We start from the raw sequence: 19690 nt of genomic DNA, 5'->3' as shown, positions 1-19690 counted from the left end.
ATATGGAACTGTATCTGGATACCGCCAACGTGACTGAAGTCGAACGTCTGGCACGCATCTTTCCTATTGCTGGCGTCACCACCAACCCGAGCATCGTGGCGGCAAGTAAAGAGTCCATCTGGGATGTGCTGCCGCGTCTGCAAAACGCTATCGGCAAAAACGGCATCCTGTTCGCTCAGACCATGAGTCGTGATGCGCAGGGCATGGTAGAAGAGGCTAAGCGCCTGAGCCACACCGTGCCGGGTATCGTGGTCAAAATTCCGGTGACATCCGAAGGCCTGGCAGCGATTAAAATGCTGAAAAAAGAGGGCATTACCACTCTGGGAACCGCCGTATACAGTGCCTCTCAGGGGCTACTGGCCGCGCTGGCAGGCGCAAAATATGTCGCGCCTTATGTGAACCGCATTGACGCCCAAGGCGGTGACGGTATCCGTACGGTACAGGAGTTGCAAACATTGCTGGAGCTGCATGCGCCAAACAGTATGGTGCTGGCGGCCAGCTTTAAAACACCACGCCAGGCGCTGGATTGCTTACTGGCTGGATGTGAAGCAATCACTCTGCCATTAGATGTAGCGCAACAAATGCTCAATACCCCTGCGGTAGAGTCAGCTATAGAGAAGTTTGAGCAAGACTGGAACAACGCATTTGGTCGAATCACTCTTTAAGGAGATAACGTATGGATCACATTATTCAATCACCGGGTAAATACATTCAGGGTGCCGATGTTATTACCCGTCTTGGCAGCTATCTCAAACCATTGGCAGAACGCTGGCTGGTCGTTGGAGACAAATTTGTTTTAGGCTTTGCGCAACCCGCTCTGGAAAAAAGCTTCCAGGACGCAGGGTTGTCACTGGAAATCGCTCCGTTTGGCGGCGAATGTTCACAGAATGAAATCGACCGTCTGCGCGGCATGGCAGAAAAAGCGCAGTGCGGCGCGGTACTCGGTATTGGCGGCGGTAAAACGCTGGATACCGCTAAAGCGCTGGCTCACTTTATGAGTGTACCAGTCGCCATTGCACCGACAATTGCCTCTACCGATGCCCCCTGCAGCGCACTGTCGGTCATTTACACCGATGCGGGCGAATTTGACCGCTATCTGCTGCTGCCTAACAACCCGGACAGGGTCATTGTCGATACTAAAATCGTGGCCGGCGCTCCTGCGCGTCTGCTAGCTGCAGGCATCGGCGACGCACTGGCGACCTGGTTTGAAGCCCGTGCCTGTTCACGCAGCGGTGCAACCACCATGGCGGGAGGCCAATGTACTCAGGCTGCACTGGCATTGGCTGAGCTGTGCTACAACACGCTGCTTGAAGAGGGTGAGAAAGCCATGCTGGCCGCGGAGCAACATGTAGTCACTCCGGCGCTGGAGCGTGTCATTGAAGCCAATACCTATCTGAGCGGCGTCGGTTTTGAGAGTGGTGGCCTGGCTGCAGCACACGCCATTCACAATGGTCTGACGGCAATCCCGGATGCACACCATTACTATCATGGTGAGAAAGTTGCTTTCGGTACGCTGACGCAGCTGGTGCTGGAAAACGCGCCGGTCGATGAAATTGAAACCGTGGCGGCGCTATGCTATTCCGTTGGCCTGCCAATTACCCTGGCACAACTGGACATCAAACAGGATATCCCGGCGAAAATGCGCATTGTGGCAGAGGCGGCCTGTGCCGAAGGCGAAACCATCCACAACATGCCTGGCGGCGCCACACCGGACCAGGTGTATGCCGCGCTGCTGGTAGCTGATCAGTACGGTCAACGTTACCTGCAAGAGTGGGAATAACCTGCCAATGAAAAATCCCCGCAATCGCGGGGATTTTTTATTCATACCATACCGGACGCGCACAAACGCCATCCGGCATTTTCTGTTACAGCAGATCGAAACGGTCCAGGTTCATCACTTTCACCCATGCCGCGACAAAGTCCTTCACGAACTTCTCGTGAGCATCGCTGCAGGCATAAACTTCTGCCAGCGCTCGCAGCACTGAGTTAGAGCCAAACACCAGGTCGGCGCGGGTTGCGGTGTATTTCACTTCACCGTTCAGACGGTCACGACCTTCAAATACTTCTTTCGATTCGTCAGTCGCTTTCCATTCGTTACGCATATCCAGCAGGTTGACGAAGAAGTCATTGCTGAGCACGCCTGGGCGATCGGTAAAGACGCCATGCTGACTACCATCGAAGTTGGCACCCAGTACGCGCATCCCACCTACCAGTACGGTCATTTCCGGTGCAGTGAGAGTCAACTGCTGCGCTTTATCGATCAGTAACGACTCGGTGGTCGACACGTCAGGACGGGCACGATAGTTACGGAAACCATCTGCAATTGGCTCCAGCAACTCAAACATCTCAATATCGGTTTGGTCCTGACGCGCATCTACGCGGCCCGGAACAAAAGGTACTGTGATGTTAACACCCGCCGCGCTTGCTGCTTTCTCAACACCGACCACACCGGCCAGTACGATAATGTCGGCCAACGAGGCGGTATGAGCAGATTTATAAATACCTTCCAGCACAGGCAGAACACGTGCCGCAGTCGCATTCACATCCCAACCGCGTTGTGGTGCCAGCGCCAGGCGAGCGCCGTTTGCGCCACCACGTTTGTCACCGCCACGGAAAGTCGATGCGGAAGCCCACGCCACCGATACCAACTCACTGACAGAAAGCCCGGAAGCCGCAATGGTCGCCTTCAGGTTAAGAATGTCTTCTTCGCTTGGGTTGAAGAACGCATGCGGCAGAGGATCCTGCCAAATCAGATCTTCTTGCGGTACTTCCGGTCCGATGTAACGAGCTTTCGGCCCCATATCACGGTGCGTCAGTTTAAACCACGCACGGGCAAAGGCTTCGTTGAACGCCTGCGGATCGTTAAGGAAACGACGGGAGATCTTCTCGAACTCAGGATCAAAGCGCAAGGTCAGGTCGGTGACCAGCATTGTTGGCTTACGTTTTTTAGACGGATCAAACGGATCGGGGATAATCTCCGGTGCGTCAACCGCTTCAAACTGAATAGCGCCTGCCGGGCTGCGAGTCTGCACCCACTCATATTTGAACAGATTCTCGAAGAAATAGTTGCTCCACTGGGTCGGAGTCTGCGTCCAGACGACTTCCAGACCAGAGGTGATGGCATCTGCACCCGAGCCGCTGCCATAGCTGCTGGCCCAGCCCAGTCCCTGCGCTTCAATTGGTGCGGATTCCGGATCAGGACCAACATGGGATGCTGGTGCTGCACCGTGGGTTTTGCCCAACGTATGACCACCACCAATCAGCGCCACGGTTTCTTCGTCGTTCATCCCCATATTACCGAAGGTCGCACGAATAGCCGCTGCCGCAGAAAGCGGTTCACCACTGTGATCTGGACCTTCCGGGTTAACATAGATAAGACCCATCTCGGTTGCGCCAAGCGGGGCTTTTGCCAACTCTTCAGGATGGCGGTGAGTCAGCCAGGCTTTCTCATCACCCCAGTTTACGTCGAGATCCGGTTCCCAGACATCTTCACGCCCTGCACCAAAACCGAAGGTACGGAAGCCTGAGTTTTCCAGCGCCACGTTACCCGCGAGGATAAACAGATCGGCCCAGGAAATTTTCTGACCATATTTCTGCTTGATTGGCCACAGCAGACGACGCGCCTTATCAAGGCTAACGTTGTCCGGCCAGGAGTTCAGTGGTGCAAAACGCTGCTGTCCGCGACCCGCGCCACCGCGTCCATCGATGGAGCGATAAGTCCCTGCACCGTGCCATGCCATACGGATGAATAAACCGGCATAGGTACCCCAGTCGGCAGGCCACCACGGTTGAGATTCGGACAGAAGGGCTCTGAGATCCCCTTTCAGGGCAGAATAGTCGAGTTTGCTAAATTCTTTGCGGTAGTTGAAGTCCTCGCCCAGCGGGTTCGAACGGTTGGAATGTTGGTTCAGCAAATCTACACGGAGTTGATTAGGCCACCAGTCGCGGTTGTTCGTTCCTGCTCCCGCGCTCTGATCGTGACCGCCCTGATGAAAAGGACACTTACCGGCAGTTGATGCGTTATGGCTATCGTCGGACATGCTCATCTATATGCTCCCTTTACAGTGTTCTGACTACGATATACACCACCAGAGATAAGATATAGTCGAAATAACCCACAGATTCGATAGCTAATTCCTTTTATATTTTACGTTACAGAGATGTAGATCAAAATGATCAATAAAAAGCCCTCCGTAGAGGGCTGGGGCATCTGTTTAATTCGGTCTTACACCCAGTGTGTGACAAATAGCGTAGCTCATCTCAGCGCGGTTGAGCGTATAGAAGTGAAAATCTTTCACCCCTTCGCGACTGAGGATCTTCACCATGTCCATGGCGATATTCGCCCCCACCAGCTTGCGGGTTTCGGCATCATCATCCAGACCATCAAACATTGTCGACATCCAGGAAGGGATACGAACATTGGTCATATCGGCAAATTTCTTTGCCTGCTTAAAGTTAGAGACCGGCAGGATACCCGGAATAATTTCCACATCGATGCCTGCTGATACGCAACGGTCGCGAAAACGCAGGTAGCTTTCCACATCAAAGAAGAACTGGGTGATCGCCCGGTTTGCGCCGGCATCAACCTTACGTTTCAGGTTAAGCAGGTCTGCCTGGGCACTCTTCGCTTCCGGGTGAACTTCCGGATAAGCGGCAACAGAGATATCAAAATCTGCGACGTCTTTCAGTAGGCTCACCAGATCGGCAGCATACATATCTGGTTTACCTCCCCCCGGAGGCAGGTCACCACGCAGGGCAACAATATGACGAATACCGTTGTTCCAGTAGTCCTGGGCAATGGTACGCAGTTCATCGCGAGTGGCATCAATACAGGTCAGGTGCGGGGCCGCTTCCAGGCCGGTACGATCCTTAATACCTTTAATAATGCTGTGCGTGCGGTCGCGCTCACCCGAATTTGCCCCGTAAGTCACGGAAACAAACTTCGGCTTCAGGCTGCTCAGGCGATCGATGGAGTTCCACAGGGTTTGCTCCATTTCACTGGTGCGCGGCGGGAAAAACTCAAACGAAACGTTAATCTGACCGGCAACTTCTGCCAGGCTCTGATTCAGGGCTTCCCGCTGGTTGGCGTGAAAAAAGCTCATACCTTACCTCATCAATCTTTTGTCGTTATATGTTGTGTTGTGAACTGCTATACGTTTAGACGTCTAGATGTAAAAATGACGGAAAAGCGTGCTGGCGTCAACACAAAAATCATCGCTAAAGGTGAGGAATACTCAGCCAACGTGAAAAATATTCACATCAGCCTGAAATGATGAGGGATTGCATCACGACCGTCTGCAACCACTCTAATTTTGTTACGTTCTCAGGCAGCATCAGCAACCCCGTGCTAATACGCAATTCAGTATCGGTAAGCGGAAGGAATATCACCCCCTGACGCTGGATAGCGGAAAACGAGGCCGGAAGCAGACTCAGACCGTCACCCTGCGCGATCCGCGCCAACAGCACATCATGCTCCAGTGGTTCTTCAAGACAGGCAGGAGAGTAACCAGCACGACAAAAAATGTGTCGGGTGTAATCAAAAAAAGCGGGGTTACGTTCGCGTTTGAACCAGAACAGTAGTCGGTGGTTCAGCGCCGTTAACGAGAGCGTCGGCAGTTCCGCCTCTGACCAGATCGCGGGTAAGGCGGCGATCATCGATTCTTGCCAACCGACAGACGTGACGCTAAGCCCCGTGGTCTCAAGCGGTAGCGCCACCAGCGCTGCATCAAGCTTTCCCCGACGCACCTGGCGTGCCAGTTCAGGCGAACTATGGCGAGCAATATGTAGCTTCTGTACTCGCGTATTAAGCTGTGACTCAAGCGCAGCAAAAACACCCTGCTCAAACGCGGTAGTCAGGCCAAAGCGCAGCGACTGTGTACCGGTTTGTCCAAGCTTGCTCAATGCTGCATAGGTTTCATCCTGCTGTGCCAGCAGCGGGCGGATAATCTCCAGTACGCGCGCCCCTTCATCCGTGAGCGTCAGCCCTTTGGTATGACGGACAAAAAGCATGACCCCCAGGCGTTCTTCAAGCTGGCGAATGTGGCGACTCAGCGGTGGCTGCGACATAAACAAACGCTGTGCCGCTCGACTCATATTGTTCTCTTCCGCCACTACGGCAAAGTAACGCAGCAGACGAATATCCAGAGAGTGTAATGGCGATGTTGTCATACCGAAAAGGTATCACAGAAACGGTATTATCCCAATTGTTCTGCGCCCCTTATCCTCATGGCATACATCGCACTCACGAGGAAGAGATAATGAATTCAGAACGCTTTATGACGGGTCAGGAGATGTTGCAAAAAGTGGATGGTAAAGGGGGCGAGGCCGTCGTCGAGAGCCTGAAAGATATTGCACCTGACTTCGCCCGCTACCTGCTGGAATTTCCTTTTGGCGACATCTATTCAAGACCGGGACTGGATTTACGCAGTAGAGAAATAGCGACCGTCGCGGCATTAACTGCGCTGGGCAACGCCACACCACAGTTGAAAGTGCATATTGGCGCGGCATTACACGTTGGTGTAACGCAGGATGAGATCGTTGAAGTGATTATGCAAATGGCAGTGTATGCAGGTTTTCCCGCGGCACTGAACGGGTTGTTCGCCGCAAAAGAGGTGTTTGCGAAACAGTAAAGATGCCGGACAGCGAATGAGCCATCCGGCAGCAAAGATTACAGCAACTGAGCCAGACGATTGATATCTGACTGAATAGCACCGGCGGTCACATCACGACCTGCGCCCGGCCCGCGAATCACCAACGGATTATCGCGATACCAACGGCTTTCAATGGCGAACACGTTATCGCACGGCAACAGCGCTGCCAGCGGGTGTTCAGCACGGACCGCTTCAACACCCACACGCGCTTTACCATTGGCATCAAAACGCGCCACGTAGCGCAACACCAGCCCCATTTCACGCGCAGCTTCCAGACGCTGTACCATCTGTTCGTTCAACTCATCGCCATTCTCAAAGAAATGATCGATTGAACCTTCTTCACAGTGCGCAGGCACCAGTGACTCCACGCGAACCTGGTCCGGCTCAATATCGTAACCTGCTTCACGCGCCAGGATCACCAGCTTACGCATCACATCTTTGCCAGAAAGATCGACGCGCGGGTCCGGTTCAGTTAGCCCTTGCTGCCAGGCCTGATCCACCAGATCGGTGAACGGGACCGTGCCATCAAATTGCAGAAACAGCCAGGATAACGTGCCGGAGAAGATCCCGCTGATCGACAGAATCGTATCACCGCTATCAATCAGATCGCGCACAGTATGGTTGATCGGCAAACCTGCGCCCACGGTGGCGTTATACAGCCAGTGGCGGCCGGTTTTTTCGAAAGCATCATGAATTTGGCGATACTTATTACTGGTGCTTGCTCCTGCCAGTTTATTGGCGCTAATCACGTGAAAACCGTGGCTGGCAAAGTCCAGATACTGATCGGCCAGTTGTTCACTGGCCGTCACATCCAGCACCACTAAATCATCATACGGGTGGGCACGCATCCACAGGAATAGCGCCTCTTCATCCTGTTCTACCGCTTCGTCGTCGAAGAAGGCCAGAGCACGGCTGGCATCCAGCCCTTCATAGTTCAGCAGGCTGCGACGGCTATCCACCACGCCTGCCAGCACGAATTCAAACCCGGTACGCGCGGAAAGCGTTGTTTGTTCGCGGGCGAACAGTTCCAGCCAGCGTGAACCAATGTTCCCCTTGCCGAACAGCACCAGGCCTATACGTTTTTCTGCACGGAAGATAGACTGATGCAGACCCTGAATCAGGCTTTCGGTCGGACCGGTACGCAGTACCGCAACCAGACTGATCCCCTCTTCCGACTGCCAGGTAAACTCGACTGGCTGGCCTTTTAACTGCTGCCAGAAACGGTGGCAATGCAGCGGATTGCGCGTTACACCAGCCCCAACCATCGCCACCAGCGCCAGCCCCTGGCGCAGACGCAGCTCGCCCGGCAAACCGGCTTCATCAAGAATTTTCAGTGCGCCATCAGCAACTTCGGAGGTATAGCAAAATTGCAGCAACTGACGGTCCGGATGCACGCCAACCGCCAGCGGACGCACCTGCGTGCGTTTTAAAATCTGGTCGATATCTTTGTAAGCCAGCTTAAAGTCCTGGCCGGTGGGAACCTGAAACTCAATCAGACAGACGTCGTCATGGCTGGTGACAATGCGCGCCCCGGTACCAGAAGCCAGTACACGCTCTATCCGCGTTGACCCCTGATCCGGCGTGTAGCTGCAGCGCAGCTGGAGGTCGATATCGCTACCCGAAACCGGCTGTAAGGTACGGGCATGCAGAACCGGAGCCGCAAGACGCGCCAGCTCGCTGGCTTCATCAAGACGCAGCAGCGGCAGCAAACAGGCATCTTTGACTTTACGCGGGTCCGCACTATAAACCCCAGCAACATCGCTCCAGATAGTCACGCGGGAAACGCCAGCCAGCGCACCAACCTGCGTAGCTGAATAGTCAGAGCCGTTACGCCCCAGCAGCACCGTTTCACCCGCATTGCTACGGCTGATAAACCCGGTAACCACCAGGCGCTTGCCAGGATGTTGAGCCAGCAGTTGTTGCAGCAACGGATAAGACAGACCTTCATCCACCTGCGGCTGGGCACCGCGTTCAGCACGTAAAAACTCACGCGCATCCAGCCAGGCCGATTCCAGCCCCTGCTGGTTAAGGACAGCAGACATCAAACGCGCCGACCACACTTCACCATGCCCCACCACTTCGGCGTAGACGGCTTCGTTCACACCGCTGTCGAGCAATCCAGCCAGACGCTCCAGATCGTGAATAAACGCACCGATTAGCCCATCAGCCACATCTGGTGGTAACAGGCCGCTAATCAGCTCACTCTGATAACGGCGTAACGCCTGCTGAACCTGATGCGCAGAAAGACGATCGGTCTGGCTTAGCTTAAGCCAGTTAATCAACTGGTTAGTGGTACTGCCCGCGGCGGAAACAACCATCATATCGTCAGGCTGCGAGTACTCCGCCATAATACCTGCGACACGCAAATAACATTTCACGTCTGCCAGACTACTACCACCAAATTTGTGCAGTTGACGACCCTTCGCCCCTGCCTGCGCAATCACACTCATGTTTACCCCTTGTTTGCAGCCCGGAAGCCATTTTCCAGGTCGGCAATTAAATCTTCGCCATCTTCAATACCGGTGGAGATACGCAGCAGCGTTTCAGAAATTCCGGCAGCAGCACGCGCTTCTGGCGCCATACCCGCGTGTGTCATGGTCGCGGCGTGGGAGATCAGACTTTCAACGCCCCCTAATGATTCCGCCAGCGTAAACAATGACAACCCGCTCAGGAAGCGACGCAATGTTTGCTCGTCGCCATCCAGTTCAAAACTCAACATCGCGCCGAACCCTTTTTGCTGACGCGCGGCAATCTCATGCCCCTGATTATCCGGCAGTGACGGATGATACAGTTTCTTCACCAGCGGCTGGGTTTGCAGGTAGTCCACAATAGCCTGAGCATTACGTTGTGCCACTTCCATACGCGGCGACAGAGTACGCAGGCCACGCAACAGCAGATAGCTATCAAATGCGCCGCCGGTCACGCCAATATTATTCGCCCACCATGCCAGCTCAGTGACCGTCTCCGGATCTTTCGCTATCACCACGCCAGCCACCACATCCGAGTGACCGTTTAAATATTTCGTGCATGAATGCAACACCAGATCGGCGCCCAATGCCAGTGGATTTTGCAGTGCAGGGCTTAAAAAAGTGTTGTCGACAACGCTGACCGCGCCAGCCTCACGCGCCTGTTGGCAGATTTTTGCAATATCGACCACGCGCAGCAGCGGGTTGCTTGGACTTTCGACCAGTACCAGCTTTGGTTTTTCCGCTAACGCCGCTTTCAGCGCCTGATCATCACCCTGATCGACAAACAGCACACGATAGCAGCCACGTTTTGCCAGACTGTCAAACAGGCGGTAGCTACCACCGTAACAGTCGTGCGGTGCGACCAGCAGATCGCCAGGCTTCAGGAACACCGTAGTCACCAGATGAATCGCCGACATGCCGGTATTGGTTAGCACTGCACCAGCGCCCCCCTCCAGCTCCGCCAGCGCACGCTGAACCACATCACGCGTCGGGTTGCCACGGCGTGAATAGTCATGAGCACGAGGCTCATTAAAACCGGTGAAATTATAGGTACTGGAGAGGTGAATCGGTGGGACAACGCAACCGTACTGCTCGTCGTCATTTAATCCGCTACGCACTGCAATGGTGGCCTGTTTACGCGTCATATTGAGGAGATCCTGGCTGAGTCGGTGAAAAGTCAGACACCAGAGTAATCATTGTTACAATAGCCGTCAATACATCTGGACATCTAAACTTCTTTGCGTATAGATTGAGCAAAAAGGAAATAGCCGTTAAAATTATATGCATTAGCGTACATTTGCGTCGGCTAACTTCGTGTCAGGGCCGCGCCACTACGATAAACTACGCGCAATTATGGTCCGGGCTCAGGTTCTGGCCTCAATATTAATGACGAAGAGGATTAAGTATCTCATGGCTGAATGGAGCGGCGAATATATCAGCCCATACGCTGAGCACGGTAAGAAGAGTGAGCAAGTCAAAAAAATTACGGTTTCCATTCCTCTGAAGGTGTTAAAAATCCTTACCGATGAACGCACGCGTCGTCAGGTGAATAACCTGCGCCACGCCACCAACAGCGAGTTGCTGTGTGAAGCGTTTCTGCACGCCTTTACCGGGCAACCGTTGCCAAACGACGAGGATCTACGCAAAGAGCGCAGTGATGAGATCCCGGAAGAGGCGAAGATCATCATGCGTGAACTGGGGATCGACCCGGAGACGTGGGAGTACTGATTTACAGGTACAAAAAAAGCGCCGGAAGGCGCTTTTTTTTGACAGCATAAACTTATTTGCTGCCCGGGATGTTGAAACGCTTGTTGAAGCGATCAACACGGCCACCGGTAGCAACATCACGCTGCTTGCCAGTATAGAACGGGTGGCACTGACCGCACACGTCCAGGTTCAGATCGTGACCGACGGTAGAGCGGATTTTCATGACGTTACCGCAAGAGCAGTTTGCAGTAATTTCTTCGTATTTCGGGTGAATATCTTTTTTCATGGGAAAACCTCGGTTTAAGGCCGCGTCGCTCTTCCAGCCCTAACGCCAGACACCACGCGATGTTAATAGTATAGGTCAGTGATACAAATTTGTATCAAAGGCGGCGAATCATACAGAAATTAACCTGCTCATGCAAACTGATCCGCATTCTACCCTTCACTAATGTGTATACTAACCCGCCAGATTTCAAGTCAGGATGATTCAATGCCCGTTGCGCATGTTGCCTTACCCGTTCCGCTACCTCGTACCTTTGACTATCTCCTGCCGGAAGGTATGAGCGCCAAAGCCGGGTGTCGCGTACGCGTGCCCTTTGGCAAGCAACAGGAGCGCGTCGGTATCGTCCTGTCAGTCAGCGAGCAAAGCGAGTTGCCGCTCAACGAATTGAAAGCCGTTCGCGAGGTGTTGGACAGCGAACCGGTCTATTCGACCTCCGTCTGGCGTTTACTGCTGTGGGCTGCTGATTACTACCATCATCCCATTGGCGATGTGCTGTTCCATGCCCTGCCAATCCTGTTGCGCCAGGGCAGACCCGCCGCCAACACGCCCATGTGGTACTGGTTCGCCACCGAGGAAGGCCAGGTCATTGACCTCAACAGTCTGAAGCGCTCTCCAAAGCAGCAGCAGGCGCTGGCTGCGCTGCGTCAGGGAAAAATCTGGCGCGATCGGGTGGGCAAACTTGAATTTAACGATGCGGCATTACAGGCACTACGTAAAAAAGGCCTGTGCTCCCTGGCGAGTGAAACGCCAGGTTTCAGCGACTGGCGTACCCACTACGCCGTCTCTGGTGAACGACTGCGCCTGAACACGGAACAGGCTACCGCCGTTGGGGCCATTCATAGCGCGTCGGACAGTTTTAGCGCCTGGTTGCTCGCAGGTGTGACGGGTTCCGGCAAAACAGAAGTCTATTTAAGCGTGCTGGAAAATGTTCTCGCCCAGGGCAAACAGGCACTGGTAATGGTGCCGGAGATTGGCCTGACGCCACAAACCATTGCCCGCTTTCGCGAACGCTTCAATGCCCCGGTCGAAGTCCTGCACTCGGGTTTAAATGGCAGCGAACGTCTTTCGGCCTGGCTGAAAGCCAAAAATGGCGAAGCGGCAATAGTCATCGGCACGCGCTCATCGTTGTTTACCCCATTTAAAAACCTCGGCGTAATTGTCATCGATGAAGAGCATGACAGCTCCTACAAGCAACAGGAAGGCTGGCGCTACCATGCCCGCGATCTGGCGGTTTACCGCGCCCACAGCGAACAGATCCCGATTATTCTCGGTTCAGCAACCCCCGCGCTGGAAACGTTGTGCAACGTGCGGCAGAACAAATACCGCATGCTGCGCCTGACGCGTCGAGCCGGAAACGCGCGCCCTGCCACTCAGCACGTGCTGGATTTAAAGGGCCAGCACGTGCAGGCCGGACTGGCTCCGGCGCTAATTACCCGCATGCGTCAGCATTTGCAGGCAGATAATCAGGTAATTTTGTTTCTTAATCGTCGGGGTTTTGCACCTGCGCTGCTGTGTCACGACTGTGGCTGGATTGCCGAATGCCCACGCTGCGATCACTACTACACGCTGCATCAGGCGCAGCATCACCTGCGCTGCCACCATTGCGACAGCCAGCGCCCGATACCGCGCCAGTGCCCCTCCTGTGGCTCTACGCACATGGTGCCGGTAGGACTCGGCACCGAGCAACTGGAACAAGCTCTGGCGCCCTTTTTCCCCGGCGTGCCGATTTCGCGTATCGATCGCGACACCACCAGCCGTAAGGGATCGCTGGAGCAGCACCTGGCAGAAGTCCATCGCGGCGGCGCTCGCATTCTTATCGGCACACAAATGCTGGCGAAAGGCCACCACTTTCCGGATGTCACGCTGGTTGCACTACTGGATGTTGACGGGGCGCTATTCTCTGCCGATTTCCGTTCGGCTGAACGCTTCGCCCAACTTTATACCCAAGTTTCCGGACGCGCTGGGCGTGCCGGTAAACAAGGCGAAGTGGTGTTGCAAACGCACCATCCTGAACATCCGCTACTGCAAACCTTGTTGTATAAAGGTTATGACGCCTTTGCCGAACAGGCACTGGCCGAACGGCAAACGCTGCAGCTTCCACCGTGGACCAGCCACGTGATCGTGCGGGCAGAAGATCATAACAATCAGCATGCGCCAATGTTCTTACAACAGCTGCGAAACCTGATTCAGGCCAGCCCGTTAGCTGATGACAAACTCTGGGTGTTAGGCCCGGTTCCCGCGCTGGCCCCCAAACGTGGCGGTCGCTATCGCTGGCAAATTTTGTTGCAACATCCGTCACGCATTCGCCTACAGCATATCGTCAGCGGAACGCTGGCGTTGATCAATACGCTACCCGATTCACGTAAGGTGAAATGGGTGTTGGATGTCGATCCCATCGAGGGATAACCCCTCATGATGCGAGGCGGATCGTAAAATTCAAGATCCATCACACTTTTTATGAAAATTCTGTAACTGCTTCTATTCACTATCTGATAAAAATGTTTCAGATGAAGGTTATCCAGGGACAGGTCTGTGCCAGCTGCACCCTGGCGAGGAGAAAGAGTGAAACCGAACAAGCAGGTTGCCGCCGCTACGATGAAAGATGTTGCTCTGAAGGCGAAAGTCTCAACGGCAACCGTATCCCGCGCATTAATGAACCCTGACAAAGTCTCTCAGTCCACCCGTAACCGGGTCGAACAGGCAGCTCTGGAAGTGGGATATTTACCCCAGTCGATGGGACGGAACGTTAAACGAAATGAATCACGTACCATTCTGGTGATTGTGCCGGATATCTGCGATCCCTTTTTTAGCGAAGTGATTCGTGGCATAGAAGTCACTGCCGCAGAACAAGGTTACCTGGTACTTATCGGCGATTGCGCGCACCAGAATCAGCAGGAAAAGACCTTTCTTAACCTCATTATTACCAAGCAGATAGATGGTATGGTCCTGCTTAGCTCACGCCTGCCATTTGATGCCAGCGTGGAAGAACAGCGCAATTTACCGCCGATGGTCATGTCCAACGAATTTGCGCCAGAGCTGGAACTGCCTACCGTTCACATTGATAACCTCACTGCTGCCTTTAACGCGATGAATTACCTGCTGGAGTTGGGGCATAAGCGCATTGGTTGTATTGCCGGGCCAGAGGATATGCCGCTGTGCCACTACCGCCTGCAAGGCTATGTTCAGGCACTACGCCGCAGTGGAATTACGGTAGACCCACACTTCATCGCGCGCGGTGATTTCACCTATGAAGCGGGCGCTAACGCGTTAAAACAGCTGCTTGCACTACCGCAACCTCCGACCGCGGTCTTTTGTCACAGCGATGTGATGGCGCTTGGCGCGCTCTCTTACGCCAAACGTCAGGGCTTAAAAGTACCGGATGATTTATCTATCATTGGCTTCGATAATATTTCACTGACGGAATTTTGTGATCCACCCCTGACAACCGTCGCACAGCCGCGTTTCGATATCGGACGCGAAGCTATGCTGTTACTGCTCGATCAGCTTCAAGGGCAGAACGTCAGCAGTGGTTCACGTTTACTGGACTGTGAACTTATAATTCGGGGCACTACCCGGGCACTGACTTAAAGTAAAGTGCTTTCGGACTCCCCTGTCTGGTCAAAGGCCCGTCGCTTAAGTAACATGGCGGGCTGACGAACGAATAAATACAGCGAAACGATAGTGGCACAACGAGATTATGTACGTCGCGGCCAACCGGCACCTTCGCGGCGCAAAAAGAGCACATCACGGAAAAAGCAACGCAGTACGCCAGCGGTATCCCCCGCTATGGTCGCTATTGCTGCAGCCGTACTCGTGACCTTTATCGGTGGTCTGTACTTCATTACGCATCACAAGAAAGAAGAGTCCGAGACGCTGCAAAGCCAGAAAGTCACCGGTAATGGCATCCCGCCTAAACCGGAAGAACGCTGGCGCTATATCAAGGAGCTGGAAAGCCGTCAGCCAGGCGTGCGTGCGCCTACCGAACCCTCTGCGGGTGGCGAAGTGCTTAACGCCGATCAGTTGACCAATGAGCAGCGCCAGTTGCTGGCGCAAATGCAGGCCGATATGCGTCAACAGCCTACACAGCTCAACGAAGTACCGTGGAACGAACAAACACCTGAACAGCGCCAGCAAACGCTGCAGCGTCAGCGTCAGGTGCAACAACAACAGTGGAACAACGCGCAGCAGCAGGCTCGGCAGCAGCAAACGCGGGTAACGGAACAGCCTTACCAGCAGCCACAAACGCGTACAGCGCAAACCGCACCGGTACAACAGCCGCGCCAGACGCAGCCAAAACCGGTGGCCCAGCAGCCGTACCAGGATCTGCTGCAGACGCCAGCGCACACCACTGCCGCACAGCCTAAAACGCAACCGGCCGCGCCAATAACGAATGAGACACAGCCGCCAAAACAGACGGCAGAGAAAAAAGATGAACGCCGCTGGATGGTTCAGTGCGGGTCATTCAAAGGCGCTGAGCAGGCAGAAACAGTACGTGCTCAACTGGCCTTTGAGGGCTTCAATTCCCGCATTACCACTAATAACGGTTGGAATCGCGTGGTGATTGGCCCGGTGAAAGGCAAGGAAAATGCCGACAACACCATCAGTCGCCTGAAAGTTGCCGGCCATACAAACTGCATTCGACTCGCCACTGGGGGTTGAAACCCCCAAAATCTCCCCCATCTATACTTGCATTACGCCCCGTACACCTGTGCGGGGCCTGTATTCTGCATTTGTAACCAAGGGGTCTGCTCGTGACAACAATAGTAAGCGTACGCCGTAACGGCCATGTGGTAATCGCCGGTGATGGTCAGGCCACACTGGGTAACACCGTAATGAAAGGCAACGTGAAAAAAGTCCGCCGTCTGTACAACGACAAAGTCATTGCGGGCTTTGCGGGCGGTACTGCGGATGCATTCACGCTGTTTGAACTGTTTGAACGCAAACTGGAAATGCACCAGGGTCACCTGGTTAAGGCCGCCGTTGAGCTGGCTAAAGACTGGCGTACCGACCGTATGCTGCGCAAACTCGAAGCGTTGCTGGCCGTTGCAGATGAAACAGCATCGCTCATCATCACAGGTAACGGTGACGTCATTCAGCCAGAAAACGATCTGATTGCCATCGGCTCCGGCGGTCCCTACGCCCAGGCTGCAGCACGCGCTCTGCTGGAAAACACCGAGCTTGGCGCACGCGAAATTGCTGAGAAAGCGTTGGATATTGCAGGGGATATCTGCATTTATACCAACCACTTCCATACCATCGAAGAATTGAACTCCAAAGCGTAAGGATCCCCCATGTCTGAAATGACCCCACGCGAAATTGTCAGCGAACTGAACAAGCACATCATCGGCCAGGACAATGCTAAGCGTTCCGTGGCGATCGCACTGCGTAACCGCTGGCGCCGCATGCAGCTCAACGAAGAGCTGCGCCATGAAGTTACACCGAAAAACATTCTGATGATTGGCCCAACCGGTGTCGGTAAAACTGAGATCGCCCGCCGTCTGGCAAAACTGGCCAATGCGCCATTCATCAAAGTTGAAGCAACGAAATTCACTGAAGTCGGCTATGTGGGTAAAGAAGTTGACTCCATCATCCGCGATCTGACCGATGCCGCCATCAAAATGGTTCGCGTTCAGGCGATTGAGAAAAACCGCTTCCGCGCAGAAGAAATGGCAGAAGAACGTATTCTCGATGTACTGATCCCGCCAGCCAAAAATAACTGGGGACAGTCAGAACAGCCTCAGGAACCTTCTGCTGCACGCCAGGCATTTCGTAAAAAACTGCGTGAAGGCCAACTGGACGACAAAGAGATTGAAATCGATCTCGCTGCCGCACCGATGGGTGTAGAAATTATGGCGCCTCCGGGGATGGAGGAGATGACCAGCCAGCTACAGTCCATGTTCCAGAACCTGGGCGGTCAGAAACAAAAACCGCGTAAGCTGAAAATCAAAGACGCGATGAAGCTGCTGATTGAAGAAGAAGCGGCCAAACTGGTCAATCCGGAAGAGCTGAAACAGGAAGCAATCGACGCCGTTGAGCAGCACGGGATCGTGTTTATCGACGAAATCGACAAAATCTGTAAGCGTGGCGAATCCTCTGGCCCGGATGTTTCCCGTGAAGGCGTACAGCGCGACCTGCTGCCGCTGGTGGAAGGCTGCACCGTCTCTACCAAACACGGTATGGTGAAAACCGATCACATTTTGTTTATCGCCTCCGGCGCATTCCAGGTGGCCAAACCGTCTGACCTGATCCCGGAACTGCAGGGCCGTCTGCCGATCCGTGTGGAGCTGCAAGCACTGACCACCAGCGATTTCGAGCGTATTCTGACCGAACCGAATGCCTCTATCACTGTGCAGTACAAAGCGCTGATGGCAACCGAAGGTGTGGACATCAACTTCACCGAATCGGGTATTAAACGCATTGCCGAAGCGGCCTGGCAGGTTAACGAAACCACCGAAAACATCGGTGCGCGTCGTCTGCATACCGTTCTCGAGCGTCTGATGGAAGATATTTCCTATGATGCGAGCGATTTGAACGGTCAAAGCATCACAATTGATGCCGAATATGTGAGCAAACATCTGGATGCGCTGGTCGCAGATGAAGATCTGAGCCGTTTTATCCTATAATCGCGTTCAATGCATTTTCATCACTGTTGATGGGGCTGATAAAGCCCCATTTTTATTGGCGCTAAATATGACTGAACAACAACAAATTAGCCGCTCACAAGCCTGGCTGGAAAGTTTACGACCTAAGACCTTACCGCTCGCCTTCGCGGCGATCATCGTCGGTACGGCATTAGCATGGTGGCAAGGATATTTCGATCCGCTGGTGGCTCTGCTGGCTTTAATTACGGCAGGGCTACTGCAAATCTTGTCCAATCTCGCTAACGATTATGGCGATGCCGTTAAAGGCAGCGATAAACCCGACCGCATCGGACCGCTGCGTGGCATGCAAAAAGGCGTTATTACCCAGCAGGAGATGAAGCGTGCGCTGATCGTCACTGTGGTCTTAATCTGCCTGTCCGGTCTGGCACTGGTGGCGGTAGCATGTCACACACTGGCGGATTTTGTCGGCTTCCTGATTCTCGGTGGCCTGTCGATTATCGCTGCTATCACCTATACCGTCGGTAATCGTCCATACGGGTATATCGGTCTGGGTGATATTTCTGTGCTGGTCTTCTTCGGGTGGCTCAGCGTGATGGGGAGCTGGTACCTGCAGGCGCATACGCTGATTCCGGCGTTAATCCTGCCGGCAACCGCCTGCGGCCTGCTGGCAACTGCCGTACTCAACGTTAACAACCTGCGCGATATCAACAGCGACAGAGAGAACGGCAAAAACACGCTGGTGGTGCGCTTAGGCGCGGTTAATGCCCGCCGTTACCATGCCTGCCTGCTGATGGGCACGCTGGTCTGTCTGGCGCTCTTTAACCTATTCTCGTTGCAAAGTTTATGGGGATGGCTCTTTATCCTCGCCGCACCGCTGCTGATTAAACAGGCGCGCTACGTGATGCGTGAAATGGATCCTACGGCAATGCGCCCAATGCTGGAACGCACCGTAAAAGCGGCACTGCTGACTAACCTGCTGTTTGTTGTTGGAATTTTCTTAAGTCAGTGGTCTGCATAACTGACAAATATCAATTAACAACTGATGATTTTGCCAACAGTACACATAGCGCGATATACTAAAAATTCTCGCAGCAACTGAACGTTAAGCCTATGAAATACGATACATCCGAGCTTTGTGACATCTATCAGGAAGATGTCAACGTCGTGGAACCGCTGTTCTCTAACTTTGGAGGACGGTCGTCGTTTGGCGGACAAATCATCACGGTAAAATGTTTCGAGGACAACGGGTTGCTGTACGATCTGCTCGAACAAAACGGCCGTGGTCGTATTCTGCTGGTCGATGGCGGCGGTTCTGTCCGCCGTGCGCTGGTCGATGCCGAACTGGCTCGTCTGGCAGTACAGAATGAATGGGAAGGTCTGGTCATCTACGGCTCAGTACGCCAGGTAGACGATCTGGAAGAGCTGGACATCGGCATTCAGGCGATTGCCGCTATTCCGGTGGGTGCTGCAGGTGAAGGCATTGGGGAAAGCGATGTACGTGTCAACTTCGGTGGCGTGACGTTCTTCTCCGGCGACCACTTGTACGCCGACAATACCGGAATAATTCTTTCCGAAGACCCTCTCGATATCGAGTAAGCATAAAAGGCACCGTAAGGTGCCTTTTTTATGCGTTGTCGCTGATTGCCGGATGGCGGCTAACGCAGCTACGGCGCGAAAGATAAAGCGTAATTAGACTTCTTCCATACGACCCAGCAGGGCATGCAGACGATCCTGCCAGCCACTCTGCTGTTCTTTCAGGCTGTTGTTCTCACGCTCCAGCTCTTCACGCTGCTGCTGTGCAGACTGAACTTCCTGCGACAGTGAGTTGTTCTTTTCTTTCAGCTCTTCGATTTCCATCTGCAACAGCGTGATGGTATCAATCGCCTGCTGTACTTTTGCTTCCAGTTTCTCAAACACTTCTAATGACATCGTCATACCTCTCCTGAATTGCAAGGCGTTGATGGATAAAAATCCTCGTCC

18 protein-coding genes are annotated in these 19690 nt (G+C 53.8%); 11 read left to right on the top strand and 7 right to left on the bottom strand.

Going from position 1 to position 19690, the window contains the following annotated elements; translation table 11 throughout:
• Positions 1-2: 2 nt before the first annotated feature.
• Entirely contained in the window at positions 3-665 is a 663-nt protein-coding gene (gene fsa, locus OGX95_RS22765) for a fructose-6-phosphate aldolase (RefSeq protein ID WP_286631064.1), read from the top strand.
• Positions 666-676: 11 nt separating this feature from the next.
• The gene (gene gldA / locus OGX95_RS22760) at positions 677-1780 is read left to right on the top strand and encodes a bifunctional L-1,2-propanediol dehydrogenase/glycerol dehydrogenase (RefSeq protein ID WP_286631063.1); all 1104 of its coding nucleotides are present in this window, start codon (positions 677-679) and stop codon (positions 1778-1780) included.
• An 85-nt stretch (positions 1781-1865) separates the two neighbouring features.
• Here the strand turns inward: gldA and katG are convergent, their stop codons facing one another.
• The 3 genes from katG to OGX95_RS22745 form a co-directional block, all read right to left on the bottom strand.
• Entirely contained in the window at positions 1866-4046 is a 2181-nt protein-coding gene (katG, locus tag OGX95_RS22755; RefSeq protein WP_286631062.1) for a catalase/peroxidase HPI, read from the bottom strand.
• A 168-nt stretch (positions 4047-4214) separates the two neighbouring features.
• Entirely contained in the window at positions 4215-5102 is an 888-nt protein-coding gene (metF, locus tag OGX95_RS22750) for a methylenetetrahydrofolate reductase (protein WP_286631061.1), read from the bottom strand.
• Between the two features lie 157 nt (positions 5103-5259).
• Positions 5260-6168, bottom strand: coding sequence for a LysR family transcriptional regulator (locus tag OGX95_RS22745; protein ID WP_286631060.1), 909 nt, complete (start codon positions 6166-6168; stop codon positions 5260-5262).
• Between the two features lie 89 nt (positions 6169-6257).
• Here OGX95_RS22745 and OGX95_RS22740 point away from each other — a divergent pair, with 89 nt between their 5' ends.
• Entirely contained in the window at positions 6258-6629 is a 372-nt protein-coding gene (locus tag OGX95_RS22740) for a carboxymuconolactone decarboxylase family protein (protein ID WP_286631059.1), read from the top strand.
• 38 nt (positions 6630-6667) lie between these two features.
• Here the strand turns inward: OGX95_RS22740 and metL are convergent, their stop codons facing one another.
• A complete protein-coding gene (gene metL / locus OGX95_RS22735; RefSeq protein ID WP_286631058.1) occupies positions 6668-9100 on the bottom strand; it encodes a bifunctional aspartate kinase/homoserine dehydrogenase II in 2433 nt (810 codons plus the stop codon).
• Positions 9101-9102: 2 nt separating this feature from the next.
• Positions 9103-10263 carry a cystathionine gamma-synthase gene (gene metB / locus OGX95_RS22730; protein WP_286631057.1) on the bottom strand — a complete coding sequence of 387 codons (1161 nt, stop codon included), beginning with the start codon at positions 10261-10263 and terminating at the stop codon, positions 9103-9105.
• A gap of 265 nt (positions 10264-10528) precedes the next feature.
• On the opposite strand from metB, the gene metJ reads away from it, so the two are divergent.
• The gene (gene metJ / locus OGX95_RS22725; RefSeq protein ID WP_048213988.1) at positions 10529-10846 is read left to right on the top strand and encodes a met regulon transcriptional regulator MetJ; all 318 of its coding nucleotides are present in this window, start codon (positions 10529-10531) and stop codon (positions 10844-10846) included.
• Between the two features lie 52 nt (positions 10847-10898).
• Here the strand turns inward: metJ and rpmE are convergent, their stop codons facing one another.
• Positions 10899-11111 carry a 50S ribosomal protein L31 gene (gene rpmE / locus OGX95_RS22720; RefSeq protein WP_094761941.1) on the bottom strand — a complete coding sequence of 71 codons (213 nt, stop codon included), beginning with the start codon at positions 11109-11111 and terminating at the stop codon, positions 10899-10901.
• Between the two features lie 204 nt (positions 11112-11315).
• Here rpmE and priA point away from each other — a divergent pair, with 204 nt between their 5' ends.
• The 7 genes from priA to rraA all read left to right on the top strand — a co-directional run bounded on the left by priA (position 11316) and on the right by rraA (position 19306).
• Positions 11316-13514, top strand: a complete 2199-nt coding sequence (gene priA / locus OGX95_RS22715) for a primosomal protein N' (RefSeq protein ID WP_286631056.1) — start codon at positions 11316-11318, stop codon at positions 13512-13514.
• Positions 13515-13670: 156 nt separating this feature from the next.
• Positions 13671-14696 (top strand): DNA-binding transcriptional regulator CytR, encoded by a 1026-nt coding sequence (cytR, locus tag OGX95_RS22710; RefSeq protein ID WP_286631055.1) that lies wholly within the window; start codon positions 13671-13673, stop codon positions 14694-14696.
• A 93-nt stretch (positions 14697-14789) separates the two neighbouring features.
• Positions 14790-15767, top strand: a complete 978-nt coding sequence (gene ftsN / locus OGX95_RS22705; protein ID WP_286631054.1) for a cell division protein FtsN — start codon at positions 14790-14792, stop codon at positions 15765-15767.
• Positions 15768-15859: 92 nt separating this feature from the next.
• Positions 15860-16390, top strand: a complete 531-nt coding sequence (hslV, locus tag OGX95_RS22700) for an ATP-dependent protease subunit HslV (protein WP_003028805.1) — start codon at positions 15860-15862, stop codon at positions 16388-16390.
• Between the two features lie 9 nt (positions 16391-16399).
• Positions 16400-17731, top strand: a complete 1332-nt coding sequence (hslU, locus tag OGX95_RS22695; RefSeq protein WP_003028803.1) for an ATP-dependent protease ATPase subunit HslU — start codon at positions 16400-16402, stop codon at positions 17729-17731.
• 67 nt (positions 17732-17798) lie between these two features.
• Positions 17799-18728 carry a 1,4-dihydroxy-2-naphthoate polyprenyltransferase gene (gene menA / locus OGX95_RS22690; RefSeq protein WP_271442755.1) on the top strand — a complete coding sequence of 310 codons (930 nt, stop codon included), beginning with the start codon at positions 17799-17801 and terminating at the stop codon, positions 18726-18728.
• A gap of 92 nt (positions 18729-18820) precedes the next feature.
• Entirely contained in the window at positions 18821-19306 is a 486-nt protein-coding gene (rraA, locus tag OGX95_RS22685) for a ribonuclease E activity regulator RraA (RefSeq protein ID WP_003028798.1), read from the top strand.
• A gap of 93 nt (positions 19307-19399) precedes the next feature.
• On the opposite strand, the gene zapB is transcribed toward rraA, so the two are convergent.
• Positions 19400-19645: a septal ring assembly protein ZapB gene (gene zapB, locus OGX95_RS22680; RefSeq protein WP_115259761.1), complete on the bottom strand. Its 246-nt coding sequence runs from the start codon at positions 19643-19645 to the stop codon at positions 19400-19402.
• Positions 19646-19690: the final 45 nt, after the last annotated feature.

Origin of the sequence: Citrobacter sp. Cu233 (genome assembly GCF_030332225.1) — a bacterium.
Classification (GTDB): domain Bacteria; phylum Pseudomonadota; class Gammaproteobacteria; order Enterobacterales; family Enterobacteriaceae; genus Citrobacter.
Note: the sequence above shows the minus strand (reverse complement) of the source record. Positions and strands in the feature narration are given on the sequence as shown.